We start from the raw sequence: 20,995 nt of genomic DNA, 5'->3' as shown, positions 1-20,995 counted from the left end.
TTTAATAGTGTCATTGGAAATACTGCGCAAGGGGGTGGCGTGGGGCTGGCTGGTCGCGGCGGCTCCTGGAAAAGTCAGTTGAGAAAGCATTAATATTGCATCGAATCGAGCTTGGCGCAAGCCAGTGGCGCCGCCCGGGTCGGGCTGGTCACTGGCATCTTGATAGTTACCTGGCGGCGCCTGGCGGAAGGTCTTGCGTGCCGGCCGCCAGCGGCACGGTTACTTGCACGGTCATGCCCGCGCCGGGACTGCTGTCGATCAGGAAGGTGCCGCCCAGCAGCTTGATGCGCTCCTCGATACCGACCAGGCCAAACGAGCCCTGCTTGTTACGCCTGTCGGCGCCGGCGCCCACGCCATTGTCGCTGACGGTCATCGAGATGCTGTCGCGGTATTTTTCCAGCTTGATCTGTACCCGGCTGGCCTTGGCGTGCTGTGAAATATTGCTCAATGATTCTTGCAGGATGCGGAACAGGGCGGTGGCGCACTGGTCGCTCAGGCTGATGTCGCCATGGCTTTCGCTGATCTCGCAGACAATCCCCGTGCGCAAGCGGAACTGCGCCGCCTGCCATTCCACGGCGGCGTTCACGCCCAGGTCCAGCACGGTGGGGCGCAAGTCGTTGATGATCTGGCGCACGCTCTTGATGGTGGCGTCGATCTGGCGCAAGGTGGCGCGGGCGCGCGCATGCAGGCGCGGATGGCGTTGCTGCGTGCGCGAGGCCAGCATGTCGGCGTCGATGCGCAGCACCAGCAGGTTTTGCCCAAGGTCATCATGAATTTCACGCGCGATGCGCTTGCGCTCTTCCTCCTTGATATGGTCGGCGTGGGCCGCCAGGCGGCGCAGTTTCTGGTGCGATTGCTGCAGGCGCAACTGGCTGGCGCGTAATTCCTCGGTCATCCCGGTAGCCATGCGGATGGCGCGCAGGCGCGACGAGGCCAGCGTGTGCAACACGGTGTAGAGCAGCATGCTGCCGGTAAAGCCCACCAGCAGGGCCAGCCACGGCAGAGAGGTTTCGAACTGTGTGTACAGCTCGCTCTTGCGCACACTGAACAGTGCTTGCCACACCCGCCCGTTGTAGTCGATCAGCATGGTGCTGCTCAGGTAGTCGTGCGAGCCGCCCGGCTGCCACCAGGGTACGGATGGGGCGGCCGGCACGCTGTCGAACACGGGATGGGTATCGTGCGCCAGGGCCTGTGCCGAGGTGGCCTGCGGTCCGATATCGAACAGGGTCAGGCGAACGTTGCGTACAGGCATCTCTGCCAGCAGACCGTGCACCATCAGTCCCAGGTCGTAGCCGAGCCCCACCGAGCCCTGGTAGGCGGCGCGGCGTTCGGCCACCGTGCCGACCGGCATGCCATTGCGGTAGACGGGCAGGCGCATGGCCATGCCGGTCAGCTGCGGGCGGCCCGGCATCGGCACCCGCAGGCCGGAATTGCTGATCTCGCCCGAGTCGCGCGACTGCGCCAGCGCTGCGGCGACGGCGGGGCGCACGGCGATGTCATGGCCATATTTTTCCGGCGCGCTGGCGATCGGTTCGATATACAGCAGCACGCAATAGTGCTCGCGCGGCCCCGGCGGGTCGATGGCAAACGCCGGGTAACCATCGTGCCCGGCCGGATAGTCGCGCTGCATGGCCGCCTCGAACGCGCGGTGCTGGGCCTCGTCGAGCGCCTTGCAATAATTGAGATTCATCACGCCGGGAAAGTTGTTGCGCAAGTCCAGGTGACTCACATACGCGCGGAATTGCTCGCGGCTGATCTGGTCGCTGGCAAGGAACAGGCTGGCCGCGCTGCGCAGCAAATCGGTGTACGACTTGACGCGCACATTGATATTTTGCCTGGTGGCCTGCGCCAGGCTGTCGAACAGCGCGCGCGCATCGTTGTCGATCGATATCGACGCCGCCATATGGAACAGCAGGCCGACGCACAGCGACAGCACGCAACTGAGCAGCCAGAGCGGTTTTTTGTCAGTGGTACGCAGGGTCTCGCCATTGGCAGCAGCAGGCATCGCAATCCGCATCGAAGTCGAAGGTGGTATCGGGTGGCGGCGCGGCCTGCGGAGCGCCTGCGCCAGCGCCACGAACATTGTAAATTGCTCAACCGTGCAATGATATATAAAAAACTGATGGTGTAGGCAACTAGTAGTATTTTGATCAAGAAAATCGTGCCTGAAACGAAAAAAAACCGCCGCAGCGGTTTTTTTTCGTTGTACAAGCAACAGCTTATTTAACAGCTTGCTTCGTCGCTTGCCAGGCGTCCTTCAGCGTCACGATGCGGTTGAACACCGGCTTGCCCGGCTGGCTGTCGACCCGGTCGGCCGCAAAGTAGCCATGGCGTTCGAACTGGAAGCGTTCTTCCGGCTGCGCCAGTTCCGCGCCCGGTTCCAGCCACGCCTGCACCACTTCCTTGGCCAGCGGATTCAAGGCCAGCTTGAAGTCCTTGCCGCCCGCGTCCGGTTGCGGATCGGTAAACAGGCGGTCGTACAGGCGTACTTCGGCGGCGATCGCCGTCGGCGCGCTGACCCAGTGCATATTGCCCTTGACCTTGTAGGTGGAGCTGCCTTCGGTGCCCGATTTGCTGTCCTCAAAATAATTGCAATGGACGGCGATCACTTTGCCGTTGTCGTCCTTGTCGTAGCCCGTGCACTCGATTACATAGCCGTAGCGCAGGCGCACGCGGCTGCCGGGCTTGCCGTCGAGCGGCGGATACAGGCGGAAGTAGCCCTTGTTCGGCACTTCCATGAAGTCGTCCTCCTCGATCCATAGCTCGCGCGAGATCGGGAAAGTGCGCAGGCCGCGTTCGGGGAAGTGCGGGTGCACGGGCGCCGTGCATTCCACGCTTTGGCCTTCGGGGAAATTGTCGATGATCAGTTTCAAAGGACGCAGCACGGCCACCGTGCGCGGCGCCTTCGGATCGAGGTCTTCGCGCAAACAGCCTTCGAGCACGCTGTAGTCGATCCAGCCGTCGGACTTGGTCACGCCCGTGCGTTCGCACATCAGCTGGATCGCTTCCGGGGTATAGCCGCGGCGGCGCATGCCCACCAGGGTCGGCATGCGCGGGTCGTCCCAGCCGTCGACGATTTTTTCTTCCACCAGCTGGCGCAGCTTGCGCTTGCTGGTGACAATATACGTCAGGTTCAGGCGCGAGAACTCATACTGGCGCGGCACCGGCGAGGCGAAGAAGCCGCCGTCGGACAGGGTCGCCAGCAGCCAGTCGTAGAACGGGCGGTGATCCTGGAATTCCAGGGTGCAGATCGAATGGGTGATGTTTTCCAGCGCGTCCGAGATCGGATGCGTGTAGTCGTACATCGGATAGATGCACCAGGCGTCGCCTGTACGGTGGTGGTGGGCATGGCGGATGCGGTAGATGGCCGGATCGCGCAAGTTCATGTTGGGCGAACTCATCGCGTCTGCGCTGACTTTTGCGCGCAGAATGTGTTCGCCATCCTTGAACTGGCCCGCCTTCATGGCGCGGAACAGCGCCAGCGATTCCTCGCGCGGACGGTCGCGGAACGGCGAATTCTTGCCGGCCTGGCCAAAGTTGCCGCGGTTGGCAGCCATGTCTTCGGCGCTCTGGCTGTCGACATAGGCAAAGCCGGCCGTGATCAGGTATTCGGCCATCGCGTACAGCTGGTCGAAATAGTCGCTGGCGTAATGCAGATGGCTGTGGCCGTCGCCATTTTTCGGTTCCCAGTCAAAGCCCAGCCATTTCACGCTGTCCATGATGGTGTCGACGTATTCCTGCTCTTCCTTGGCCGGGTTGGTGTCGTCGAAGCGCAGGTTGCACTGGCCGGCGTAATCGCGCGCCAGGCCAAAGTTGACGCAGATCGACTTGGCGTGGCCCACGTGCAGATAGCCGTTCGGCTCCGGCGGGAAACGCGTGATCACCTGCGGCAGGCCGGGACGCGCGTGGGCGCCCGAGGACAGGTCGGCTTCGATGATGTTACGCAAAAAATTGGGCGCCAGCGCCGGCGCGGCGGTATTCGATTTATCGTTGCTCATTGATCAATGCTGGAAGAGTGACAGTAAAGAGCATTTTACCGTACCGACGCCGCTTTATCGGGCGCAATTTTCGGCCGGAAAGCGGCGTGCCAGCGACGTGCGCGCCGTTCTATAGGATAATCCCACTTTAATTTGCAAAAAACGTGCCTTCGGAGCCTGCCATGGAAAATTTATACAACGTCCTCGGTGTCGCCCCCAATGCCAGCGACGACGAGATCAAGAAGGTCTACCGTTCGCTGGCGATGCGCTTTCACCCCGACCGCAACCAGGCTCCCGGCGCCGAGGCGCGCTTCAAGAGCGTGACCAAGGCGTATGAGATCCTGGCCGACCCGGCCAAGCGCGCGGAGTACGACCAGAGCGTCAACCACCGCATCATCATCGATCCCGAAGCGGAAGCCTATGCCCTGTGGAGCGGCGTGTTTCGCCTGCACGGCACGGTACTTCCCGCGGACTGAGCGCGCGCGGCTGCGGCCGCACACCCTGAAAACAACAACAACGGCGCTTCCACCCACCAGCGCCGCGCAGCATATTGGAAAGCACATAATGAGAAGAGTACACCCCGAATTCGCCTATCAGTCGCGTGAGCTCGAAGGCCAGATCGAAGGCATCCTGGGCGATCCGCCGAACCGCAAGAACTACAAGAGCATGGTCGATGCGCTGGTCGGCGAATACGCCAGCGGCGGCGGCATCGAAGACGTGAACATGCTGGCCTTTGCGCTGGTCGACCATATCACCTTCAGCGATCCGAAGGGCCTGCTGGCCGAAAGCGAAGACTATGAAATGGGCGACAACGCCCGCGTGTTTGCGATGGCCTCGTGCGCCGCGCCCGAAGCGGCGAAAATGTACGCCGCCATCGAAGAGAGCTTCCCGGACCTGGCCCGCCAGGCCATCATCACCGCTTTCCTGCACAAGAACCCGCGCCTGTGGGACGACGACGACCAGTCGCTCGACCAGCTGGCCGCCAATGACGACGGCGACGACGATCATGACGACGACCAGGCGACCGACGATTTCGCCCAGATGTTTGACCAGGATGGAGACGACCATGGCCGATAACAAGGACAAGGCAGAACAGAAGAGCAACCTGCCCGCGCTTACAAAACAGGTGATGGAGCTGGTGCTGTCCGGTTCCCTGGGCCACGCCGAGCAGGCCTTTGCCGACGCGGCCGACCAGTACGGCGACCTGGCCGTGGTGGAGGTGCTGAACGCGATTCCGCCGCAAGTGACGGCCCTGCACCTGGCCGGTTTCGACGGCGGCAAGATGTCGCTGGCGACCTTGCTGGTGCCGCCCAAGGCCTGGGCCGACAGCCTGGCCTTTATTGCCGCCACCTGGAGCGACGACCAGATCGAGGACGATCCGGAACGCATCGCCGAGTCGCTGTTCGCGCATATCCACGGCGTGGTGTTTTCCACCGACGACCTTGAGCGCCGCCGCGAACTGCTGCAGGAAGCCTCGGCCACCGACTGGGGCGCGACTGCCTTTGCCATCCTGTTTTCGATGGCGCCGAAGGAAATCCTTGAAGTGGCGGGCGAGATCGTCATCAAGGGGCCGTATGTGACGGGCGTGACCTCGTCCGACAACGACGTGGTGCCGCTGGCGATCGAGCTGGCGCAGGCCAATGAAGACGGCTGGGACCGCGCGCTGTTCGAACTGTTCCCCGACTTCCGCCACAGTGCCGACCTGGCCGACGCGGAATACTCGGACGACCCGGACGAAGAGCCGACGATTTTGCAGCGCAGTACCAAGGAGCTGCTGTACCGCCTGCGCAAGCAAGTGCCGAGCACCCGCAGCGCGCCACGCGCCGGTGCGCGCCGCAGCCTGGGCACCGGCATTTTCTCGTGATGAACGCAAGTGAACGTAAGTAAAGCAAGGAATCATCGATGCTGCCAGCAATAGTTGTAGAGAACCTGCCGCGCCTGGTGCGCGCCATCAAGCTGCTGCCGGGCGACCCGCGCGAGGATGCGGGCTTGAACCTGGCCGACGAACTGACGGGCATCACGGCGATGGTGGCCGAGAAGTTCACCAACGAGCGCACCGCCGACGGCATCCAGAAGGCCCTGTACCTGACGGTGGGTTGCGTTTCGCTGGGCCTGGAAAATGCGCTGCACCTGGAAAACGACCAGGCCGCGCTCGATTTTCTCGTCGAGCATGGCGCCGAACATGCGTTCCAGGTGGGTTTTCGCCTGATCAAGGAATTGTCGCAGCTGCCCGAAGACGCGCTGGTGGGCGAGTACGACCAGGACCCGGTTTACCTGGCGCGCCGCCTGCGCGAGCTGTTTGTCGACATCTGCCAGGCCGATCCGAACCAGAACTGGTCCGGCGCTGAAAAATACGCGCTGCAGCTGCGCCAGCGCAAGGAAGTGCAGGCCGTGGTGCGCCTGGCCGGCTGGCTGCGCCGCCACCATGACCATGGTCCCGTCAGCGACAGCGACCTGAACGCCGAGGGCGTGATCGCGCTGGCCATCATCTTCGCCATCGAAGGCGGCGGGCGCATCGTCGCGCGCACCGGCCAGAAGGAATTCGAACGCTTCGTGCGCTCGGTACGCAAGAACAAGCCCGACTTCGAACAAGGCTGGGCGGCGCTGGTGGCCAAGGTGCCGGTGCAGCACCATCCGGTGCTGCTCGAACGGATCGAATCCTATCGCCGCAGCTGCACCGTGGTGCACAAGATCCTTACGCGCGCCAGCATGAAAAGCCTGTTCGAGGATCTGGAAAATTATGCCGGTTCCGAGCTCGACGCCGATTACTCCTGATCTTCGCGGCGCCATGAGTGATGCCCGTTCGCCCGGCCGGCGCCGGCAGTTGCAGCGCTTGTCCGGCGCGCTGCTGTCTGTCGCCTTGCCGCTTGCATGCGCGCATGACGGCCCGCTGAGCGAGCATGCGGCGCTGGCCCCGGCCAGCGGCGATACGCTCACCGTGGTCGGTCCGTGGGAGCTGACGGGCCTCGAACCGTCGCGCGGCGGCTATATGTTTACCCGCATGGAAGTGGTGCAGACCCTGCTTGACGCCGATGACCAGGGCCGGCTGCTGCCGGCGGTGGCCAGCGACTGGGAAGTGTCGAACGACGGCCTGGAATGGCGCTTCTTCATCGCCCAGGGCAGATTGTTCCACGACGGCTCGCCGCTGACGGCCGGCACCGTGCTGGCCTCGCTCAGGCGCGCGCTGGCCGTGCCCGGTGTATTGCGCCTGGCCCGCATCCGCAGCATGGCGGTGTCGCGTGGCGCTATTGTTGTCACCCTGGCGCGGCCGTATGCGCCATTGCCCTATCTGTTCACGCATTCGGGCACGCAGCTCCTCGCGCCCTCGTCGTATGGCCCGGACGGGCGCGTGCTGCGCATCGTCGGCAGCGGCCCCTATGCCATCACGGCCATCTCGCTGCCGCAGCAATTCGACGTGGCGTTTTTCGAGCAGTGGCGCGGCGCGCCGCCTGCCGTTCGCCGCGCGCGCTATATCAGCGTCTCGCGCGCCGAAACGCGCACCCTGATGCTCCAAAGCGGCCAGGCCGACCTGGCCTTTACACTGGACCCGCCCAGCATCCGCCGCCTGCAGGGCCGGCGCGAGGTGCAACTGGTGGCCGCGCCCCTGCCGCGCACCACCTTCCTGAAACTGAACGCCGCGCATCCCTTGCTGCACGACGTGCGCGTGCGCCGTGCCATCAGCCTGGCGCTGGACCGCCCCGGCATTGCGCGCGCGCTGCTGCGCGACGACGACCTGGGCGCGACTCAATTGTTTCCACCGGCGATGGCCTTGTGGCACCAGCCGGCGCTCCCGCCCTTGCGCAGCGATCCGGCGGCGGCGCGCGCGCTGCTGCGCCAGGCCGGCTTTGTCCCCGGTGCCGACGGCATCTTGTTGCGCAACGGCCGGCGCTTCGAAGTTAACCTGACCACTTTTGTCGACCGTCCCGAGCTGCCTTTGATCGCCACGGCGGTGCAGGAAGAACTGCGCCAGGTCGGCATCGCGGTCAAAGTCGTGGTCGGCAACTCCAGCGATATCCCGGCCGGCCACCGCAGCGGCACGCTGCAAATCGGCCTGGTGGCGCGCAATTTCGGCGGCCTGCCCGATCCGGTCGCCACCCTGGCCGACGATTACGGCGTCGAAGGTGGCGACTGGGGCGCCATGGGCTGGCACAGCGCACCCCTGACCGAGGCGCTGGCGCGGCTGTCGAACGGCGGCGTACCGGCCGCCAGCGCGCAAGCGGCGAGCCTGCGCGCCGAGGTTGCGCGCGAACTGCAGCAGGGCCTGCCCGTGATTCCCGTGGTCTGGTACCGCCAGACCATGGCCGTCTCGCGCCGCGTGGCCGGCGCCAGCATCGACCCGTTCGAGCGCAGCTACCGTATTTCCGCATTGACCTGGCAGGTCGCATGAAGACGATATTCAAAGCGCTGATACAGGCGCTGCTGGTGGCGCTGCTGGTAGGGACGTTGTGCTTTTTCATGACGCGCATGCTGCCCGGCGATACGGCGTACCGGATTGCCGCCGGCCGCTATGGCTACGAGATGGTCGACGCGGCCGCCGCGCAGGCCGTGCGCATCGAACTGGGGCTGGACCGCGCGCCGCTGGCCGCGCTGGCCCACTGGTGGGGCAGGCTGTTGCGCTTCGACCTGGGCGTGTCGCTGGTCACCGCGCAACCGGTCATCGATGAAATCGGCATGCAGCTGGGCCAGACCCTGCGCCTGTCCCTGATGGCGGTGCTGCTGTCGCTGCCGCTGGGGCCTTTGCCTGGCGTGCTGGCCGGCTTGCGCCCCGGCGGCTGGTTCGACCGGGTCAACCTGGTGTTGTCGGTACTGCTGCGCGCCTTGCCGCCGTTCGTGCTGGCGCTGCTGCTGGTGCTGGCGTTTGCCGTGCAACTGCGGGCGCTGCCGGCCGCCGGCCACGCCGACCATGGCAGCTTGCTGCTGCCGGCCTTGACCCTGGCGCTGGGACTGGCGGCCGTGTCGTCACGGGTGGCGCGCGACGCCATGCGGGACGTGCGCGCGTCAAGCTACTATGCGTTTGCGCTCAGCAAAGGACTGCGCGCCGGCGACGCCCTGCTGCGCCATGGCGCGCGCAATGTCGCCACGCCGGTGGTGGCCTACACGGCGGTGCAGCTGGTGTACCTGGTCGAAGGTGTGGTGCTGGTGGAGACCATCTTCGCCTGGCCCGGCATCGGCCACGCGCTGGTGCACGCCATCTTTGCGCGCGACGTGACCATGATCCAGGGCACGGCGCTGGTGCTGGGCATGCTGTTCGTGCTGTTCAACTGCGTGGTCGACCTGGCCTGCGCGGCGCTCGACCCGCGCGCGAGGCGCGCATGAGACGCTTCGGCATCGTGCTGCTGCTGGCGATCGCGTGCTTTGCCTTGTTTGGCCCGGCGCTCGTCGGCATCGACCCGGCCAGCCAGAGTCTGTGGCGTTTTCTGGAAGCGCCCAGCCTGGCCCATCCGCTGGGCCTCGATCACCTGGGCCGCAGCATGCTCTCGCGCCTGGCCCACGGCGCGCAGCTCTCCTTGGCGATGGCGGTGTTGAGCGTGTTGAGCGCGGCCGTGCCCGGTACGGTGCTGGGCGTGCTGGCGGCGTGGCGCGGCGGCTGGTTCGAGCGTGGGGCGAGCGCGCTGGCCGACGCCGTGCTGGCCTTGCCGGGCCTGTTGCTGGTGCTGCTGCTGGCCGCGTTTGCGCCGGGCCAGTTCTGGCCTTTATATGTGGGCATTTCGCTGGCGCTGTGGGTCGAATATTTTCGCGTCACGCGCAGCGCTAGCGCGCTGCTGCTGGCCGGCCCGCAGGTCGAAGCGTCGCGTTTGCTCGGTTTTGGCCCGCTGTATATCGTGCGCCGTCACCTGGCGCCCGTGCTGCTGCCGCGCCTGGCCACCCTGATGCGCTTTGGCCTGGGTGGCGCCGTGCTGGCGATGGCGGCGCTGGGGTTTATCGGCGTCGGCCTGCAGCCGCCCACGCCCGAACTGGGGGTGCTGATGATCGAACTGCTGCCGTATTACAGCGAAGCGCCATGGCTGGTGGGCGCGCCGGTGGCGCTGCTGTGTTTCACCATGCTGGGGCTGATGCTCTCTGGTGGCCGTCATGCGTGAAGCCTTCCTGGACGTGGCTGGCCTGCGCGTGATCGACGCCGTCAGCGGCAAGGCGATTGTCGATGGCGTCAGCCTGCGCGTAGCGGCCGGCGGCGCACTGACCCTGCTGGGCGAAAGCGGTTCCGGCAAATCCCTGCTGGCGCAGGCCATCATGGGCACGCTGGCGCCAGGATTGCGCGCCGAAGGCGCCATTGTCATCGGTGGCGAACGTTTTGATGCAGCCGACCAGCATTCGCGCCGGCGCTTGTGGGGCAGGGCGCTGGCGCTGCTGCCGCAGGAACCGTGGCTGGCGCTGGACCCTACCATGCGCGTGTGCCAGCAGGTGGCCGAAACCCATGAACTGGTGGCCGGCAAGGCGCCAAAGGCAGCGCGCGAGGCGGCCCTGCGCGACCTGGCGCAACTGGGCCTGCAGGACGCGGCGCTGCGTTATCCGCACCAGATCTCGGGCGGCATGGCGCAGCGCGTGGCCTTCCTGGCCACCCATGCGGCCGGTGCGAAGCTGTTGATTGTCGACGAACCGAGCAAGGGCCTGGACAGCGGCAAGCGTGGCGAGCTGCTGGCCATGCTGCGCGCCGCGCAGGCCGATGGCATGGCGGTGCTGTGCATTACCCATGATGTGTGGCTGGCGCGCGCGCTGGGCGGGGACATTGCCGTAATGCTGGACGGCGCCGTCATCGAGCAGGGCGCCGCGCAGCAGTTGTTGTCGCGGCCAGAACACACTTATACGCGTGCGCTGCTGGCGGCCGATCCGGCAAGCTGGCCGGTGCGGTCGGTGCGGCACGGCTTGCATGCGCCGGGCGAGCTCGTCGCGCAGGCAGGCAAAGTGGCCAAGTCCTTCGGCAAGCAGCGTTTGTTCGACGGTATCAGCTTTGATATCCATCGTGGCGAAGTGGTGGCCATCACGGGCGACAGCGGCGCCGGAAAAACGACGTTCGGCAACCTGCTGCTGGGGTTGCTGCAGCCCGATGCGGGCACGGTGACGCGTGCGGCGGGCCTGGCGCGCACGGCGTTTCAAAAGCTGTACCAGGACCCGGCCGCTGCCTTCGCCCCGGGCGTCAAGCTGCGCACGGCGCTGGCCGATGTGCTGGCGCTGCATGGTTTGCAGTGGCAGGCGGTGCCGCCCTTGCTGGCGCGCTTGCGGCTGGGTGAACAACTGCTGGACCGCCTGCCGTCGCAGGTCTCGGGCGGCGAGCTGCAGCGCTTTGCGCTGGCGCGCGTGCTGCTGTTGCAACCGGCCTTGATCTTTGCCGATGAACCGACTTCGCGGCTCGACCCCGTCACGCAGCAAGAGACCTTGAACCTGCTGCTGGAGGCGGCCGGCGACAGCGGCTGCGCGGTGCTGCTGGTGACCCACGACGAACACATTGCGCGGGCCGTGGCGCAGCGCCGTGTCAGCTTGCGGGCAGCGTGATTTCCATCGCCAGCAACGCCGCGCCCAGGCACTTGCCATGCGCGTCGAGCGCCAGCGAACGCGTCACGCCGCCGCCCAGCGCCTGCTGCATCACGAAATTCAGCGCGCCCAGTTGCGGCAGTTCGTAGCGGGTCACAGTACCGTGGACCACGCCGGCAAAATGCGCGCGCACGCGCTCGGGCGTCACTTCCCGTAACAGCAATGCATAATCCTTGCGCTGGTAAGCGATCAGCGACAGGTTGGAAATATCGCCCTTGTCGCCGGCGCGCGCATGCGCCAGTTCGTGCAGTTTGATGGTGTTCATTCAGTCGTCCCCGAAATGGATGGTGGCGTGTACCTGGCTGGCGTCGATCAGGGTGGCGCGCACGGCCACCACGGCGCGCGCCGACTTGGTCGCGCCGCCGCCGCCCGACGGCCCGCAGGTGTACAAGGTTTCGACTTCATTGCCGATGCGCACCGCTTCCTGCAGGCTGGCCGTGCGTCCAGTGACGCGCAGGCGCACTTCGTATGGCTCCGCATGCTCGCGTGACAGCTGCGCGCCATGGATGGCGTTTGCGCCGATCAGGTCAAAACGCAGTTCCTGCGTCTGCACGCCGCACAGTTGCAGGCGCTCGGCGACGATGGCTTGCGCCAGTTGCGCCCGCGCCAGCGCACCGGGGCCGGCGTACGAGATCTGGCCTTCGCCGATATGGCTGTCCAGGTAGCCCAGCGTCACTTTCAGCATGCCGCTTTTCGGGCGGCCGGTGGCGCCGCTGATCGCCACGCGGTCCGGCGCCAGTTGCGTCATCGAGACGTTCGAAAAATCGGCCACCACGTCCGGCGTCAGGTAGGCGGCCGGATCGTGGATTTCATACAGCAACTGCTCGGTGCAGGTGGCCACCGTCACGCAGCCGCCGGAGCCTTCCACCTTGGTAATGACCACGCTGCCGTCCTGGCCAACCTCGCCGATGGGAAAACCGAGGCGCGCCAGATTGCTCACATCCTTGTAGCCAGGGTCGGCAAAATAGCCGCCGCTGACCTGGCCCGCGCATTCGAGCAGGTGGCCCACCAGGGTGCCTTGCCCGAGCTTGTGCCAGTCGTCCATGGCCCAGCCGAATTCGTGGATCAGGGGCGCGAGCACCAGTGCCGGATCGGTCACCCGGCCCGTGACGATCACGTGCGCACCTTGCGCCAGCGCGTCGGCCAGCGGCTGCGCGCCGAGATAGGCATTGGCCGACAGCAGCCGCTCTTGCAGCTGCGTGACCGGCGCCCCGGTGTCGTCCAGGTAGTCGCCGCTGGTGACCAGCTCCAGCACGTCGTCGCCGGTGATCGCCGCCACTTTCAGGTGCGGCAGGTCCAGTTCGCGGGCGATGGCGCGTATGGTTGCGGCGGCGGCCAGCGGATTGGCCGCGCCCATATTGGTCAGGATGCGCACGCCGTTTTCGCTGCACGGGCGCAGCACGGCGCGCATGCGATCCATCAGCAGCGGATCGTAGCCTTGTTGCGGGTCTTTCAGCTTCGCTTGCTGGGCCAGCGCGATGGTGCGTTCGGCCAGGCATTCGAAGATCAGGTAATCGAGCTCGCCGCGTTCGGCCAGTTCCACGGCCGGCTCGATGCGGTCGCCGGAATAGCCGGCGCCGGCGCCGATACGGATGGTTTTCATGCTTGCTCCTTTGAAGTGGCGCTGTTCGCTGCTTAGAGCGGAAAGATGCCCAGCACGATGCAGCTGATGGTCATCACGATCGACGCGGCAAACAGGTATTTGAAGGTGAATTTCTGGTGGTCGGCCAGGTCGACGCCAGCCAGGCCGGCGACCAGGAACGTCGCTGGCGTGAGCGGGCTGACGGGAAAGCCGGTCGTCATCTGGCCCAGCAGGGCCGCCTGTGCCACCTGTATCGGCTCCACGCCCAGCATCTTGCTCACTTCGGCCACCACCGGCAGCACGCCGAAGTAGAACGAGTCGGGATCGAACAGCATCGACAGCGGCATCGACAGCACGCCCAGCACGGCCGGGATATGCGAGGCCATTTCCGGCGGCACGAAGCCGACGGCCGTCTTGGCCATGGCCGACAGCATGCCGGACTTGTTCATGATGCCGGTGAAGACCCCGGCGGCGAACAATATGCTGGCCATCAGCAGCGCCGCCCTGGCGTGCGCGTCGATGCGGGCGCGCTGCATGTCGGCGTTCGGGTAGTTGATCATCAGGGCCAGCACCACGCCGATCATGAACATTACCACCGGATCGACCTTCCCGCTGATCATCACGCCCAGCACGATCACCGTCAGCACGATATTGATCCAGAAGTTCTTCGGCCGGCGAATCGCGCGTTCGGCATCGGTCAGCTCATGCATCTGCACGAAGCCGGCCGCTGCGCCAGCGGTAAGGCCCAGGCGGATTTCTTCCTTGCGGCCCAGGTAATACGCCACGCCAAATACAAAGGCCAGGCCGATCAGCTGCACCGGGATCAAGGGCATGAAAATGTCGCTGACCGGGATATGCAGCGCCGCCGAGGCGCGTATCATCGGCCCCGTCCACGGCAGGAAGTTGACGCCGGCCGCCATCGACGCCACGCAGGCCAGGATGCGCCGGTCGATGCCGAGCCGCGTGTACAGCGGCAGCATGGCGGGGATGGTGACGAGGAAGGTAACGGCGCCCGAACCATCGAGGTGGATCAGCAGCGCCAGCAGCGCCGTGCCTGGCACGATGCGGCTGGGCCGGCTGCCGACCACGCGCAGGATGGCGCTGATGACGGGGTCGAGCATGCCGGCGTCGGTGACGATGCCGAAGAACAGGATGGCGAACACGAACATGCCGGCCACCGGCGCGATATTGGTAATGCCGGCAATAATGAATTTCGAGGTTTCCAGCCCGAAGCCGCCGATCAGGGCGGCGATGATGGGGATGGTAATCAATGCCACCAGCGGCGACATTTTCTTGGTCAGGATGGCGGCCAGTAATATGGCGATGGTGCACAGTCCGAGCAGGGCCAGCATGGGTTTGTCTCCAGAGTTTTATGGTGCCCGTCTATGCGGGGTTTGCAGACATTCTGCCGCCAGTGATTTATATTGTAAAATCGATTTTTCAGGATGATTATCCTGCTTTTCAGGTCAATCAGAATGTTGCCGAATATCTCCAGCAAACTGCTGCAAGCGTTTGTCGCGCTGGCCGACTGCCGCCATTTCACGCGTGCGGCCGAGCGCTGCCATCTGTCGCAATCGGCCTTCAGCGCCGTGATCCAGAAGCTGGAAGCGGCGCTGAACGCCAAATTGGTCGAGCGCGATACGCGCAATGTGATGCTGACGGTGGAAGGCGAGATGTTCGTGGAAGTCGCGCGCGGCCTGCTGGCGGACATGGAAGCGGCGTTCGGCAACCTGAGCGACCATGTGGCGCGGCGCAAGGGCCGCGTGGCGATCGCGGCGCTGCCGTCGCTGGCGGCCAATGGCTTGCCGGCCGTGATCGCCGAATACCGCGCCAGCTATCCAGGCGTCAAAGTGCAGTTGCATGACGCCTTGTCCGACCAGTGTTTGCACCTGCTGCGCCAGGGGAAAGTGGACCTGGCGATCACGGCGCCCAGCGCCCGGCTGGCCGAATTCGATACGCGCGTGCTGTGCAGCGACCCGTTTTACCTGGTGTGCCGGCGCGATCATGCGCTGGCGCGCAAGCGCCGCGTGCAACTGGCGGACCTGGCCGGTTGCGAGCTGATCCACCTGGCGAAATCGACCAGCGTGCGCCAGCATGTGGACCGTTTGATGCAAGGCGTGGTCGTGCGCGACAGCGGCCTGGAAGTGGAGCACCTGGCGACCGTCGCCGGCCTGATCGAGCATGGCCTGGGCGTGGCGCTGGTGCCGGCCCTGACCCTGTTCCAGTTCAAAAAACTCGACCTGGTGGCCGTGCCGCTGGCGGCCGGCCAGCCCGAACGCCCCATCCTGCTGGCCATGCCGCGCACCCTGTCGGTGGCGGCGCGCGGCATGCTGGAACTGATCGAGCTGCGCCTGGGCAGCGGGGGCGGCTAGGCGCCGCTTTCCAGCGTCGCCTCTTGCGCCAGTTTGACAAACGCCGCCACCAGCGGCGAGGTCTCTTCCTCGCGCTGCGCCAGCAGCAAACTGGTGCTCGCCTGCGGGTCGGCGATCGGCCGGTAGCACACGCCGTCCATGCGGATGCGGTCAAACGAGGACGGCAGCACCGAGATGCCGCAGCCGGCCGCCACCAGGCCGATAATGGTCGACGCTTCGCCCGCCTCCTGCGCCACGTTTGGTACGAAACCGGCCGCTTTGCAGAGGCGGAAAATCTGCGGATGGATGCCGGTGCCCGCATCTTTCGGGTACATCACGAAGCCTTCGCCGGCCAGGTCGGCAATTGCAATGGCCGGCTTGGCCGCCAGTCGGTGCGCCACCGGCAGCACCAGCAGCAGCGGGTCCTGGCGCAGTTGCGTAAGCTTGATGTCGTCCGGGTAGGCCAGTTCGGGTGGACGCACGAAGCCCAAGTCCAGCGTGTGGGCGGAAATCTCTTCCAGTTGATGCTGGGTGGCTACTTCGCGCAGCGTCAAAGTCACGTGCGGAAACAGCTGTCGGTAGTGGTTGATGACGGTGGCGAAGTAGGGCGTAAACGGCGTGGAAAAGGTAAAGCCGATGCGCAGTTCGCCCGCTTCGCCGCGCTGGGCCCGGCGGGCGGTGGCGCCGGCCTGTTCCGACAGGGCCAGGATGCGGCGCGCGTCCTCCAGAAACAGGCGGCCCGCCTGCGTCAGCCGCACCGAGCGCTTGTTGCGCTCGAGCAGCTGCGCGCCCACGTCCGCTTCCAGCGCCTGGATCTGCTGGCTCAGCGGCGGCTGGCCGATATGCAGCCGTTCGGCCGCGCGCGTGAAGTGCAGCTCTTCGGCGACGGCGACAAAGTAACGCAGGTGGCGCAGTTCCATGGTCACTCCAGTAATCGTTTTAAAGTATGAGTTGATCCTTAAATATATATTGGACGATATGAGTTGGCAATCCTATCATGGCTTCTCGCCTCTCTCAAAACACCGCCATGTCCGATTCATCGCTCGCCGCTTCCCCCGCCGCCGCAGTCCCGCCCGCCCCGCCGGCCGCTCCCGCTCACCGTGCGGCGATCGCCCAAGGCACGGCCGAATTCAGGCGCAGCAACCGCGCGCTGTTCTTTGGCGGCTTTTCCACCTTCAGTTTGCTGTACTGCATACAGCCGCTGTTTCCGGCGCTGTCGCACGAATTTCATCTGACGCCGGCGCAAAGCAGCTGGTCGCTGTCGGTGTCGAGCGGCTTGCTGGCCATTTCGCTGGTGCTGCTGAGCGCCGTATCGGACCGCGTGGGCCGCAAGCCGCTGATGGTGGCGTCGATGTTTTGCGCCGCCATACTGGGCATCTTGTCGGCGTTTGCCCAGGATTATGGCCAGCTGCTGGCGCTGCGCGCCATGCTGGGCATTGCCCTGGGCGGCATGCCGGCCGTCGCCATGGCCTATCTGGGCGAAGAAATCGAAGGCCCGTCGCTGGGCTTGTCGATGGGCTTGTATATCGGCGGCAGTGCCTTTGGCGGCATGTCGGGGCGCCTGATCTCGTCGATGCTGAGCGATTTTCTGTCGTGGCGCTGGTCGCTCGGCATGCTCGGCGTGGTCGGCCTGCTGGCGGCGGTTGAGTTCTGGCGCAGCCTGCCGGCGTCGAAGCATTTCGTGCCGACCACCCGTGGCTGGCAGGCGCTGCCGCATGCCGTCAAGCAGCATTTTTCCGACCGTGGCCTGCCATGGCTGTTCTGCCTGGCGTTCTTGCTGATGGGATGTTTTGTCAGCCTGTACAACTATATCGGCTACCGCCTGCTGGCCGCGCCCTTCAGCTTGCGCCAGAGCACGGTGGGCTTGCTGGCGTTTCTGTACCTGATGGGTATCTTCAGTTCCGTCTGGGCCGGCCGCCTGGCGGACCGTCTGGGCCGGCGCGGCGTGCTGTGGATCATGTTGGTGGTCATGCTGGCCGGTATCGTCCTGACGCTGTTCGACTCCCTGCCGCTGATCGTGGCCGGCATGGCGCTGGCCACCTTCGGCTTCTTTGCCTCGCACTCGATCGCCAGCAGCTGGGTCGGCCGCCGTGCCCGCGCGCCGCAGGCGCTGGCGTCGGCCTTTTATCTGCTGTTCTATTACCTGGGGGCGAGCCTGATCGGCTCCATCTCGGGCATGATGTGGGGCTTCGACGGCTGGACTGGCGTCATCGCCATGCTGGTCCTGTGCATGGGGAGCGGCCTGCTGATCGCCTTGAAGTTGCGCCACTTGCAGCCGCTGGGCGCGCGCGAAGCGGCCGGCTGACGCGGCTATTTGGGGCAATTGCCGATCATCGTTTCGCCATTCTTGCCCGCGCCTGTGGTCACGCACAGGGTGCCCAGCGGGCTGGTGATCTTGTAAGTGTGGCCGCCCCTGGGCGTATTGGCGCCGAGCTCCTCGATTCTTGACGCCTCATACCATTTCGGCGGCACCGCCGCATAGGCATCGGCAAAGCCTTGCTGCATGCGCTTGAACGCCGTATCGTCGATTTTTTGTTCACCGCGCTGCGGAAATTGCTTGCGCAAATCCTTGTCTATCTGGCCCACGTCGCGCTTGGCCTGCGCCAGGATCTCGGCCGCGCTGGGCGCATTTGGTTTCGATGGTACTGCTGGCGCTGGTTCTGCCGTGCTGTCGGGCGCGCTCAGCGGAGCCGGCGCCGGCTGGCTGATGGGCGCCGCAACGGCCTGGCGCGGCGCGCGCGGTTGCCGCACGGCCAGGCGCGCGGCAGGCGTGGCGGCCGATGCGGGTGCGGGAGCCGGCTTTGGCGCTGACACCCGCAGCCATTGTATGCGCGGCCCCTGTAGACCCGGGGCGTCTGTCGCGAGCCGGGTCTTCGATTGCAGCAACAGATAAATTACAAACAGATGCAGCAGCGCAACCAGCAACAGGCTGGGCGCGTGGCGGGACAGTGTCGATGGCGTCATGGTCGGCATGGTGAACGAGGTGAGCCACTGTATCTGAGTCATTTGATAATTATCCGGAATGTCACAGGTCCTTACAAATCCCCTGCGGTGATGTCAAATCAATTGCGCCGCCGATGGAACTGTTGGACGTCGCCACGATCCAACTTCCTACATCTTGGGAGGACATATCATGTTGCAAGCTAACGAAGTGGCACGGTGCTTCGGCGCCATTGAGCAATCTATCGGCCAGGCGGCGCAGCTGTGCGGCAGCGCGCAGGAAATGCCGATGGACTTGAAGGATTGCATCAACCAACTGGACCAGCAGAAATTGTCGGTACGCCAGGCGATCGATTCGCACGACGATGCGCGCATCCGCCAGGCGGTGGACAATCTGGAGTCGCTGGGCGACCGCGCCAAGCGCGCCTGCGGCACGGCGGCCAAGCTGACGCCGGAAATGAAAAAAGCGGTGCTCAGGGTCCACGATGAATTGTCGGACCTCAAGCATCAACTACACTGATTACATTTGGCGGAACAGGTGGGCGTAGAGCGGGCTGACGCGCAGTTGCGCCGGATGCTGGCGCAAGGTCAGTGACAGCTTGCCTGCCTCGTCGCGCACGGCGCTGGCGATCGCGCTGGCGTTGACGATGGTGCCGCGGTGGATTTGCCAGAATTGCTGCGGGTCCAGCTGCGGCAGTAATTCCTTCAGGCTGGTGCGTATCAGCGCTTCGCCGTCGCGGCATACCACGTTGATGTATTTGTCGAGCGCTTCGAAGTAGACTACGTCGGCCATGGGGATCATGCGCACGCTGTTGCCGACGGCTGCCCGTATCATCTGCAGGCGCGGCGCCGCTGGCGTCATTGCCTGCAACTGTGTCAGCAAACGGGCCAGGTTGTCGTCGGCGGGCGCAGCCTGTTCTGGCGTGGGTGCCGGTGTGACGGTTTGCAGTCTCTGCTGCAGCCGTTCCACCGTCTTGCCCAGGCGCGCATCGTTGACGGGTTTTAATACGTAATCGGCGGCCGCGTGTTCGAAGGCGGCCAGCGCGTAGTCGTCGTAGGCGGTGACAAACACGATCTGCGGAAACGGCGTGCCGTCCTGCCCTTCGTGCCATTGCTCGGCCAGCTCTTCGGCCGCTTCCAGGCCCGTCTTGCCCGGCATCTTGATGTCCAGGAACAGGATGTCGGGGCGCAGGGCCAGGCCCTGCTGCAGCGCCTCCACGCCATTGGCGCAGGTGGCGACGATATCGAGCGCCGGCCACAGGCGGCGCAGGGCGTGGGCGAGGGCGGCCGCCAGTATCGGTTCGTCTTCGGCGATCAGGGCGCGTACGGGTGCGGCGGCGTTGGCTGAGTATGTCATGGCGTGGTCGTGGAAAGTTGAAGTGGCAGGGTCAAGCGGGCGCTTACGCCACCGGCATCGTTGGCGGCCAGCGACAGGCTGGCGCTGTCGCCATGCATGACCTGCAGCCGTTCGCGAATATTCGTCACACCGAGTTGTGTGCCCTTGGTCTGGCCAGGATGATCGAGGCCCAGGCCGTCATCCATCACCGTCAGGGTCAGCTGGCCGCAGTCGATGCTGGCCTGCACCCTGATATGGCCGCCTTCGATCTTCGGTTCCAGGCCGTGCTGGATAGCGTTTTCCACCAGCGGCTGCAGCAGCATGGGCGGCAGCCGGGCGCGGCGCAAGTCGCCGGGCAAGTCCAGCGTGTAAGCCAGGCGCGCGCCCATGCGAATCGCCATCAGGCCCAGGTAGGCTTGCATCAGCGAAAATTCCTGCTCCAGGGTGGTCGCTTCGGCGCGCGACGAACCGAGGGTGGCGCGCAGGTACTGGATCAACTGGTCCAGCAGCAGCTGGGCGCGGTCCGGGTCAAAGCTGATCAGGCCCTGCAGGTTGGCCAGGGTATTGAACAGCATGTGCGGTTCGATCTGCGCCTGCAGCAGTTGCAATTGCGCTTGCATGGCCTGGCGCGCCACCGATTCGGCGCGGGCTTTTTCTTGCGCCGCCGCCGTCTGCAGGCGCGAGATGCGTTCGCGGTTGGAAAAAAACAGCACGGCCGCGCCCGTCACGGCCAGGGTAAAGAGCAGATTGGCGGCCACTTCGGCCGGCTCCAGGGTGGTCATGGCCTTCACCTTGACGTTGGTCAGCCAGGTAAATAACTGCAGGCCCAGCCACTGCGCCACCGGCACTGACACCACGATGATCGCGATAAGCGGCAGTGCCTTCGGACGCTGGCCGGGGTCCCACAAGGTCAGGCGCGCGCCATCGATGAGCACGAAGGCTATGCCGCCGATGCACATGGAAGCGATCAGGTTCTGCCCCAGGTGGCTGCCCGGATTGAGCAGGTAGGTAATGACCAGCGCGCACAGTACATTGATCGCCAGCGCATAGCGGATATCGTGCAGCATGCGGTGATAGCGTGAACGCGGCCGGCTGGCGGGGGAAATGGTCGGGCTGGACATGGTCGTTGTGTGATGTTCGCAGTTAATCAGATAAACCATTGTGTGCGCTGCGCGCCGCCAGCGCAACGCCGCTGCGACGAAACCAGGCTGGCGCGGCGCCAATCGCGCCAGTGCGTGCTTTACATGGCCGCGCGTGCGCGCGATGATGCAAGCATCAT

Annotated in this window: 20 protein-coding genes; 11 read left to right on the top strand and 9 right to left on the bottom strand. The window is 65.1% G+C overall.

Annotated elements, in window-relative coordinates; genetic code table 11:
* Positions 1–166 precede the first annotated feature (166 nt).
* Both CD932_RS25215 and CD932_RS25210 read right to left on the bottom strand, forming a co-directional pair.
* Positions 167–2,005: a CHASE domain-containing protein gene (locus tag CD932_RS25215; RefSeq protein WP_094445865.1), complete on the bottom strand. Its 1,839-nt coding sequence runs from the start codon at positions 2,003–2,005 to the stop codon at positions 167–169.
* A 214-nt stretch (positions 2,006–2,219) separates the two neighbouring features.
* Positions 2,220–3,998 carry a glutamine--tRNA ligase/YqeY domain fusion protein gene (locus tag CD932_RS25210; protein WP_094445627.1) on the bottom strand — a complete coding sequence of 593 codons (1,779 nt, stop codon included), beginning with the start codon at positions 3,996–3,998 and terminating at the stop codon, positions 2,220–2,222.
* 161 nt (positions 3,999–4,159) lie between these two features.
* Between CD932_RS25210 and CD932_RS25205 the strand changes: the two genes are divergently transcribed.
* From CD932_RS25205 to CD932_RS25170, 8 genes are all read left to right on the top strand, one after another.
* Positions 4,160–4,453 carry a DnaJ domain-containing protein gene (locus tag CD932_RS25205; protein WP_094445626.1) on the top strand — a complete coding sequence of 98 codons (294 nt, stop codon included), beginning with the start codon at positions 4,160–4,162 and terminating at the stop codon, positions 4,451–4,453.
* Between the two features lie 88 nt (positions 4,454–4,541).
* Positions 4,542–5,054 carry a hypothetical protein gene (locus CD932_RS25200; protein ID WP_094445625.1) on the top strand — a complete coding sequence of 171 codons (513 nt, stop codon included), beginning with the start codon at positions 4,542–4,544 and terminating at the stop codon, positions 5,052–5,054.
* The gene (locus CD932_RS25195; RefSeq protein WP_094445624.1) at positions 5,044–5,841 is read left to right on the top strand and encodes a hypothetical protein; all 798 of its coding nucleotides are present in this window, start codon (positions 5,044–5,046) and stop codon (positions 5,839–5,841) included. The genes CD932_RS25200 and CD932_RS25195 overlap by 11 nt, the downstream gene beginning before the upstream one ends.
* 38 nt (positions 5,842–5,879) lie before the next feature.
* Positions 5,880–6,752: a hypothetical protein gene (locus CD932_RS25190; protein ID WP_094445623.1), complete on the top strand. Its 873-nt coding sequence runs from the start codon at positions 5,880–5,882 to the stop codon at positions 6,750–6,752.
* 13 nt (positions 6,753–6,765) lie between these two features.
* The gene (locus CD932_RS25185; protein WP_094445622.1) at positions 6,766–8,364 is read left to right on the top strand and encodes an ABC transporter substrate-binding protein; all 1,599 of its coding nucleotides are present in this window, start codon (positions 6,766–6,768) and stop codon (positions 8,362–8,364) included.
* On the top strand, positions 8,361–9,293 hold the full coding sequence (locus tag CD932_RS25180; protein ID WP_094445621.1) for an ABC transporter permease: 933 nt from the start codon (positions 8,361–8,363) through the stop codon (positions 9,291–9,293). Before CD932_RS25185 ends, CD932_RS25180 begins: the two co-directional genes overlap by 4 nt.
* Positions 9,290–10,057, top strand: a complete 768-nt coding sequence (locus tag CD932_RS25175) for an ABC transporter permease (RefSeq protein WP_094445620.1) — start codon at positions 9,290–9,292, stop codon at positions 10,055–10,057. Before CD932_RS25180 ends, CD932_RS25175 begins: the two co-directional genes overlap by 4 nt.
* A complete protein-coding gene (locus CD932_RS25170; RefSeq protein ID WP_094445863.1) occupies positions 10,050–11,468 on the top strand; it encodes an ABC transporter ATP-binding protein in 1,419 nt (472 codons plus the stop codon). The genes CD932_RS25175 and CD932_RS25170 overlap by 8 nt, the downstream gene beginning before the upstream one ends.
* On the opposite strand, the gene CD932_RS25165 is transcribed toward CD932_RS25170, so the two are convergent.
* The 3 genes from CD932_RS25165 to CD932_RS25155 are packed head-to-tail and all read right to left on the bottom strand — an operon-like array spanning position 11,449 to position 14,441.
* Positions 11,449–11,763: a hypothetical protein gene (locus tag CD932_RS25165; RefSeq protein ID WP_094445864.1), complete on the bottom strand. Its 315-nt coding sequence runs from the start codon at positions 11,761–11,763 to the stop codon at positions 11,449–11,451. The genes CD932_RS25170 and CD932_RS25165 overlap by 20 nt on opposite strands.
* 9 nt (positions 11,764–11,772) lie before the next feature.
* A complete protein-coding gene (locus CD932_RS25160; protein WP_094445619.1) occupies positions 11,773–13,110 on the bottom strand; it encodes an acyclic terpene utilization AtuA family protein in 1,338 nt (445 codons plus the stop codon).
* Between the two features lie 32 nt (positions 13,111–13,142).
* Positions 13,143–14,441: a CitMHS family transporter gene (locus tag CD932_RS25155; RefSeq protein WP_094445618.1), complete on the bottom strand. Its 1,299-nt coding sequence runs from the start codon at positions 14,439–14,441 to the stop codon at positions 13,143–13,145.
* A gap of 123 nt (positions 14,442–14,564) precedes the next feature.
* Here CD932_RS25155 and CD932_RS25150 point away from each other — a divergent pair, with 123 nt between their 5' ends.
* Entirely contained in the window at positions 14,565–15,461 is an 897-nt protein-coding gene (locus CD932_RS25150) for a LysR family transcriptional regulator (protein ID WP_094445617.1), read from the top strand.
* On the opposite strand, the gene CD932_RS25145 is transcribed toward CD932_RS25150, so the two are convergent.
* Positions 15,458–16,360, bottom strand: a complete 903-nt coding sequence (locus tag CD932_RS25145) for a LysR substrate-binding domain-containing protein (protein WP_094445616.1) — start codon at positions 16,358–16,360, stop codon at positions 15,458–15,460. The genes CD932_RS25150 and CD932_RS25145 overlap by 4 nt on opposite strands.
* Before the next feature lie 107 nt (positions 16,361–16,467).
* Between CD932_RS25145 and CD932_RS25140 the strand changes: the two genes are divergently transcribed.
* Positions 16,468–17,745 (top strand): MFS transporter, encoded by a 1,278-nt coding sequence (locus tag CD932_RS25140; protein ID WP_094445615.1) that lies wholly within the window; start codon positions 16,468–16,470, stop codon positions 17,743–17,745.
* A gap of 5 nt (positions 17,746–17,750) precedes the next feature.
* Here the strand turns inward: CD932_RS25140 and CD932_RS25135 are convergent, their stop codons facing one another.
* On the bottom strand, positions 17,751–18,446 hold the full coding sequence (locus CD932_RS25135; protein WP_141213370.1) for a hypothetical protein: 696 nt from the start codon (positions 18,444–18,446) through the stop codon (positions 17,751–17,753).
* A 127-nt stretch (positions 18,447–18,573) separates the two neighbouring features.
* Here CD932_RS25135 and CD932_RS25130 point away from each other — a divergent pair, with 127 nt between their 5' ends.
* Entirely contained in the window at positions 18,574–18,900 is a 327-nt protein-coding gene (locus tag CD932_RS25130; RefSeq protein ID WP_094445613.1) for a hypothetical protein, read from the top strand.
* On the opposite strand, the gene CD932_RS25125 is transcribed toward CD932_RS25130, so the two are convergent.
* Complete coding sequence (locus CD932_RS25125) at positions 18,901–19,737, bottom strand: LytTR family DNA-binding domain-containing protein (RefSeq protein WP_094445612.1); 837 nt, start codon at positions 19,735–19,737, stop codon at positions 18,901–18,903.
* Positions 19,734–20,837, bottom strand: a complete 1,104-nt coding sequence (locus CD932_RS25120; RefSeq protein WP_176461133.1) for a sensor histidine kinase — start codon at positions 20,835–20,837, stop codon at positions 19,734–19,736. Before CD932_RS25120 ends, CD932_RS25125 begins: the two co-directional genes overlap by 4 nt.
* Positions 20,838–20,995: the final 158 nt, after the last annotated feature.

This window comes from Janthinobacterium sp. PC23-8 (assembly GCF_002250505.1).
Lineage (GTDB): Bacteria > Pseudomonadota > Gammaproteobacteria > Burkholderiales > Burkholderiaceae_D > Janthinobacterium.
This window is presented reverse-complemented; position numbering and strand designations above follow the sequence as displayed.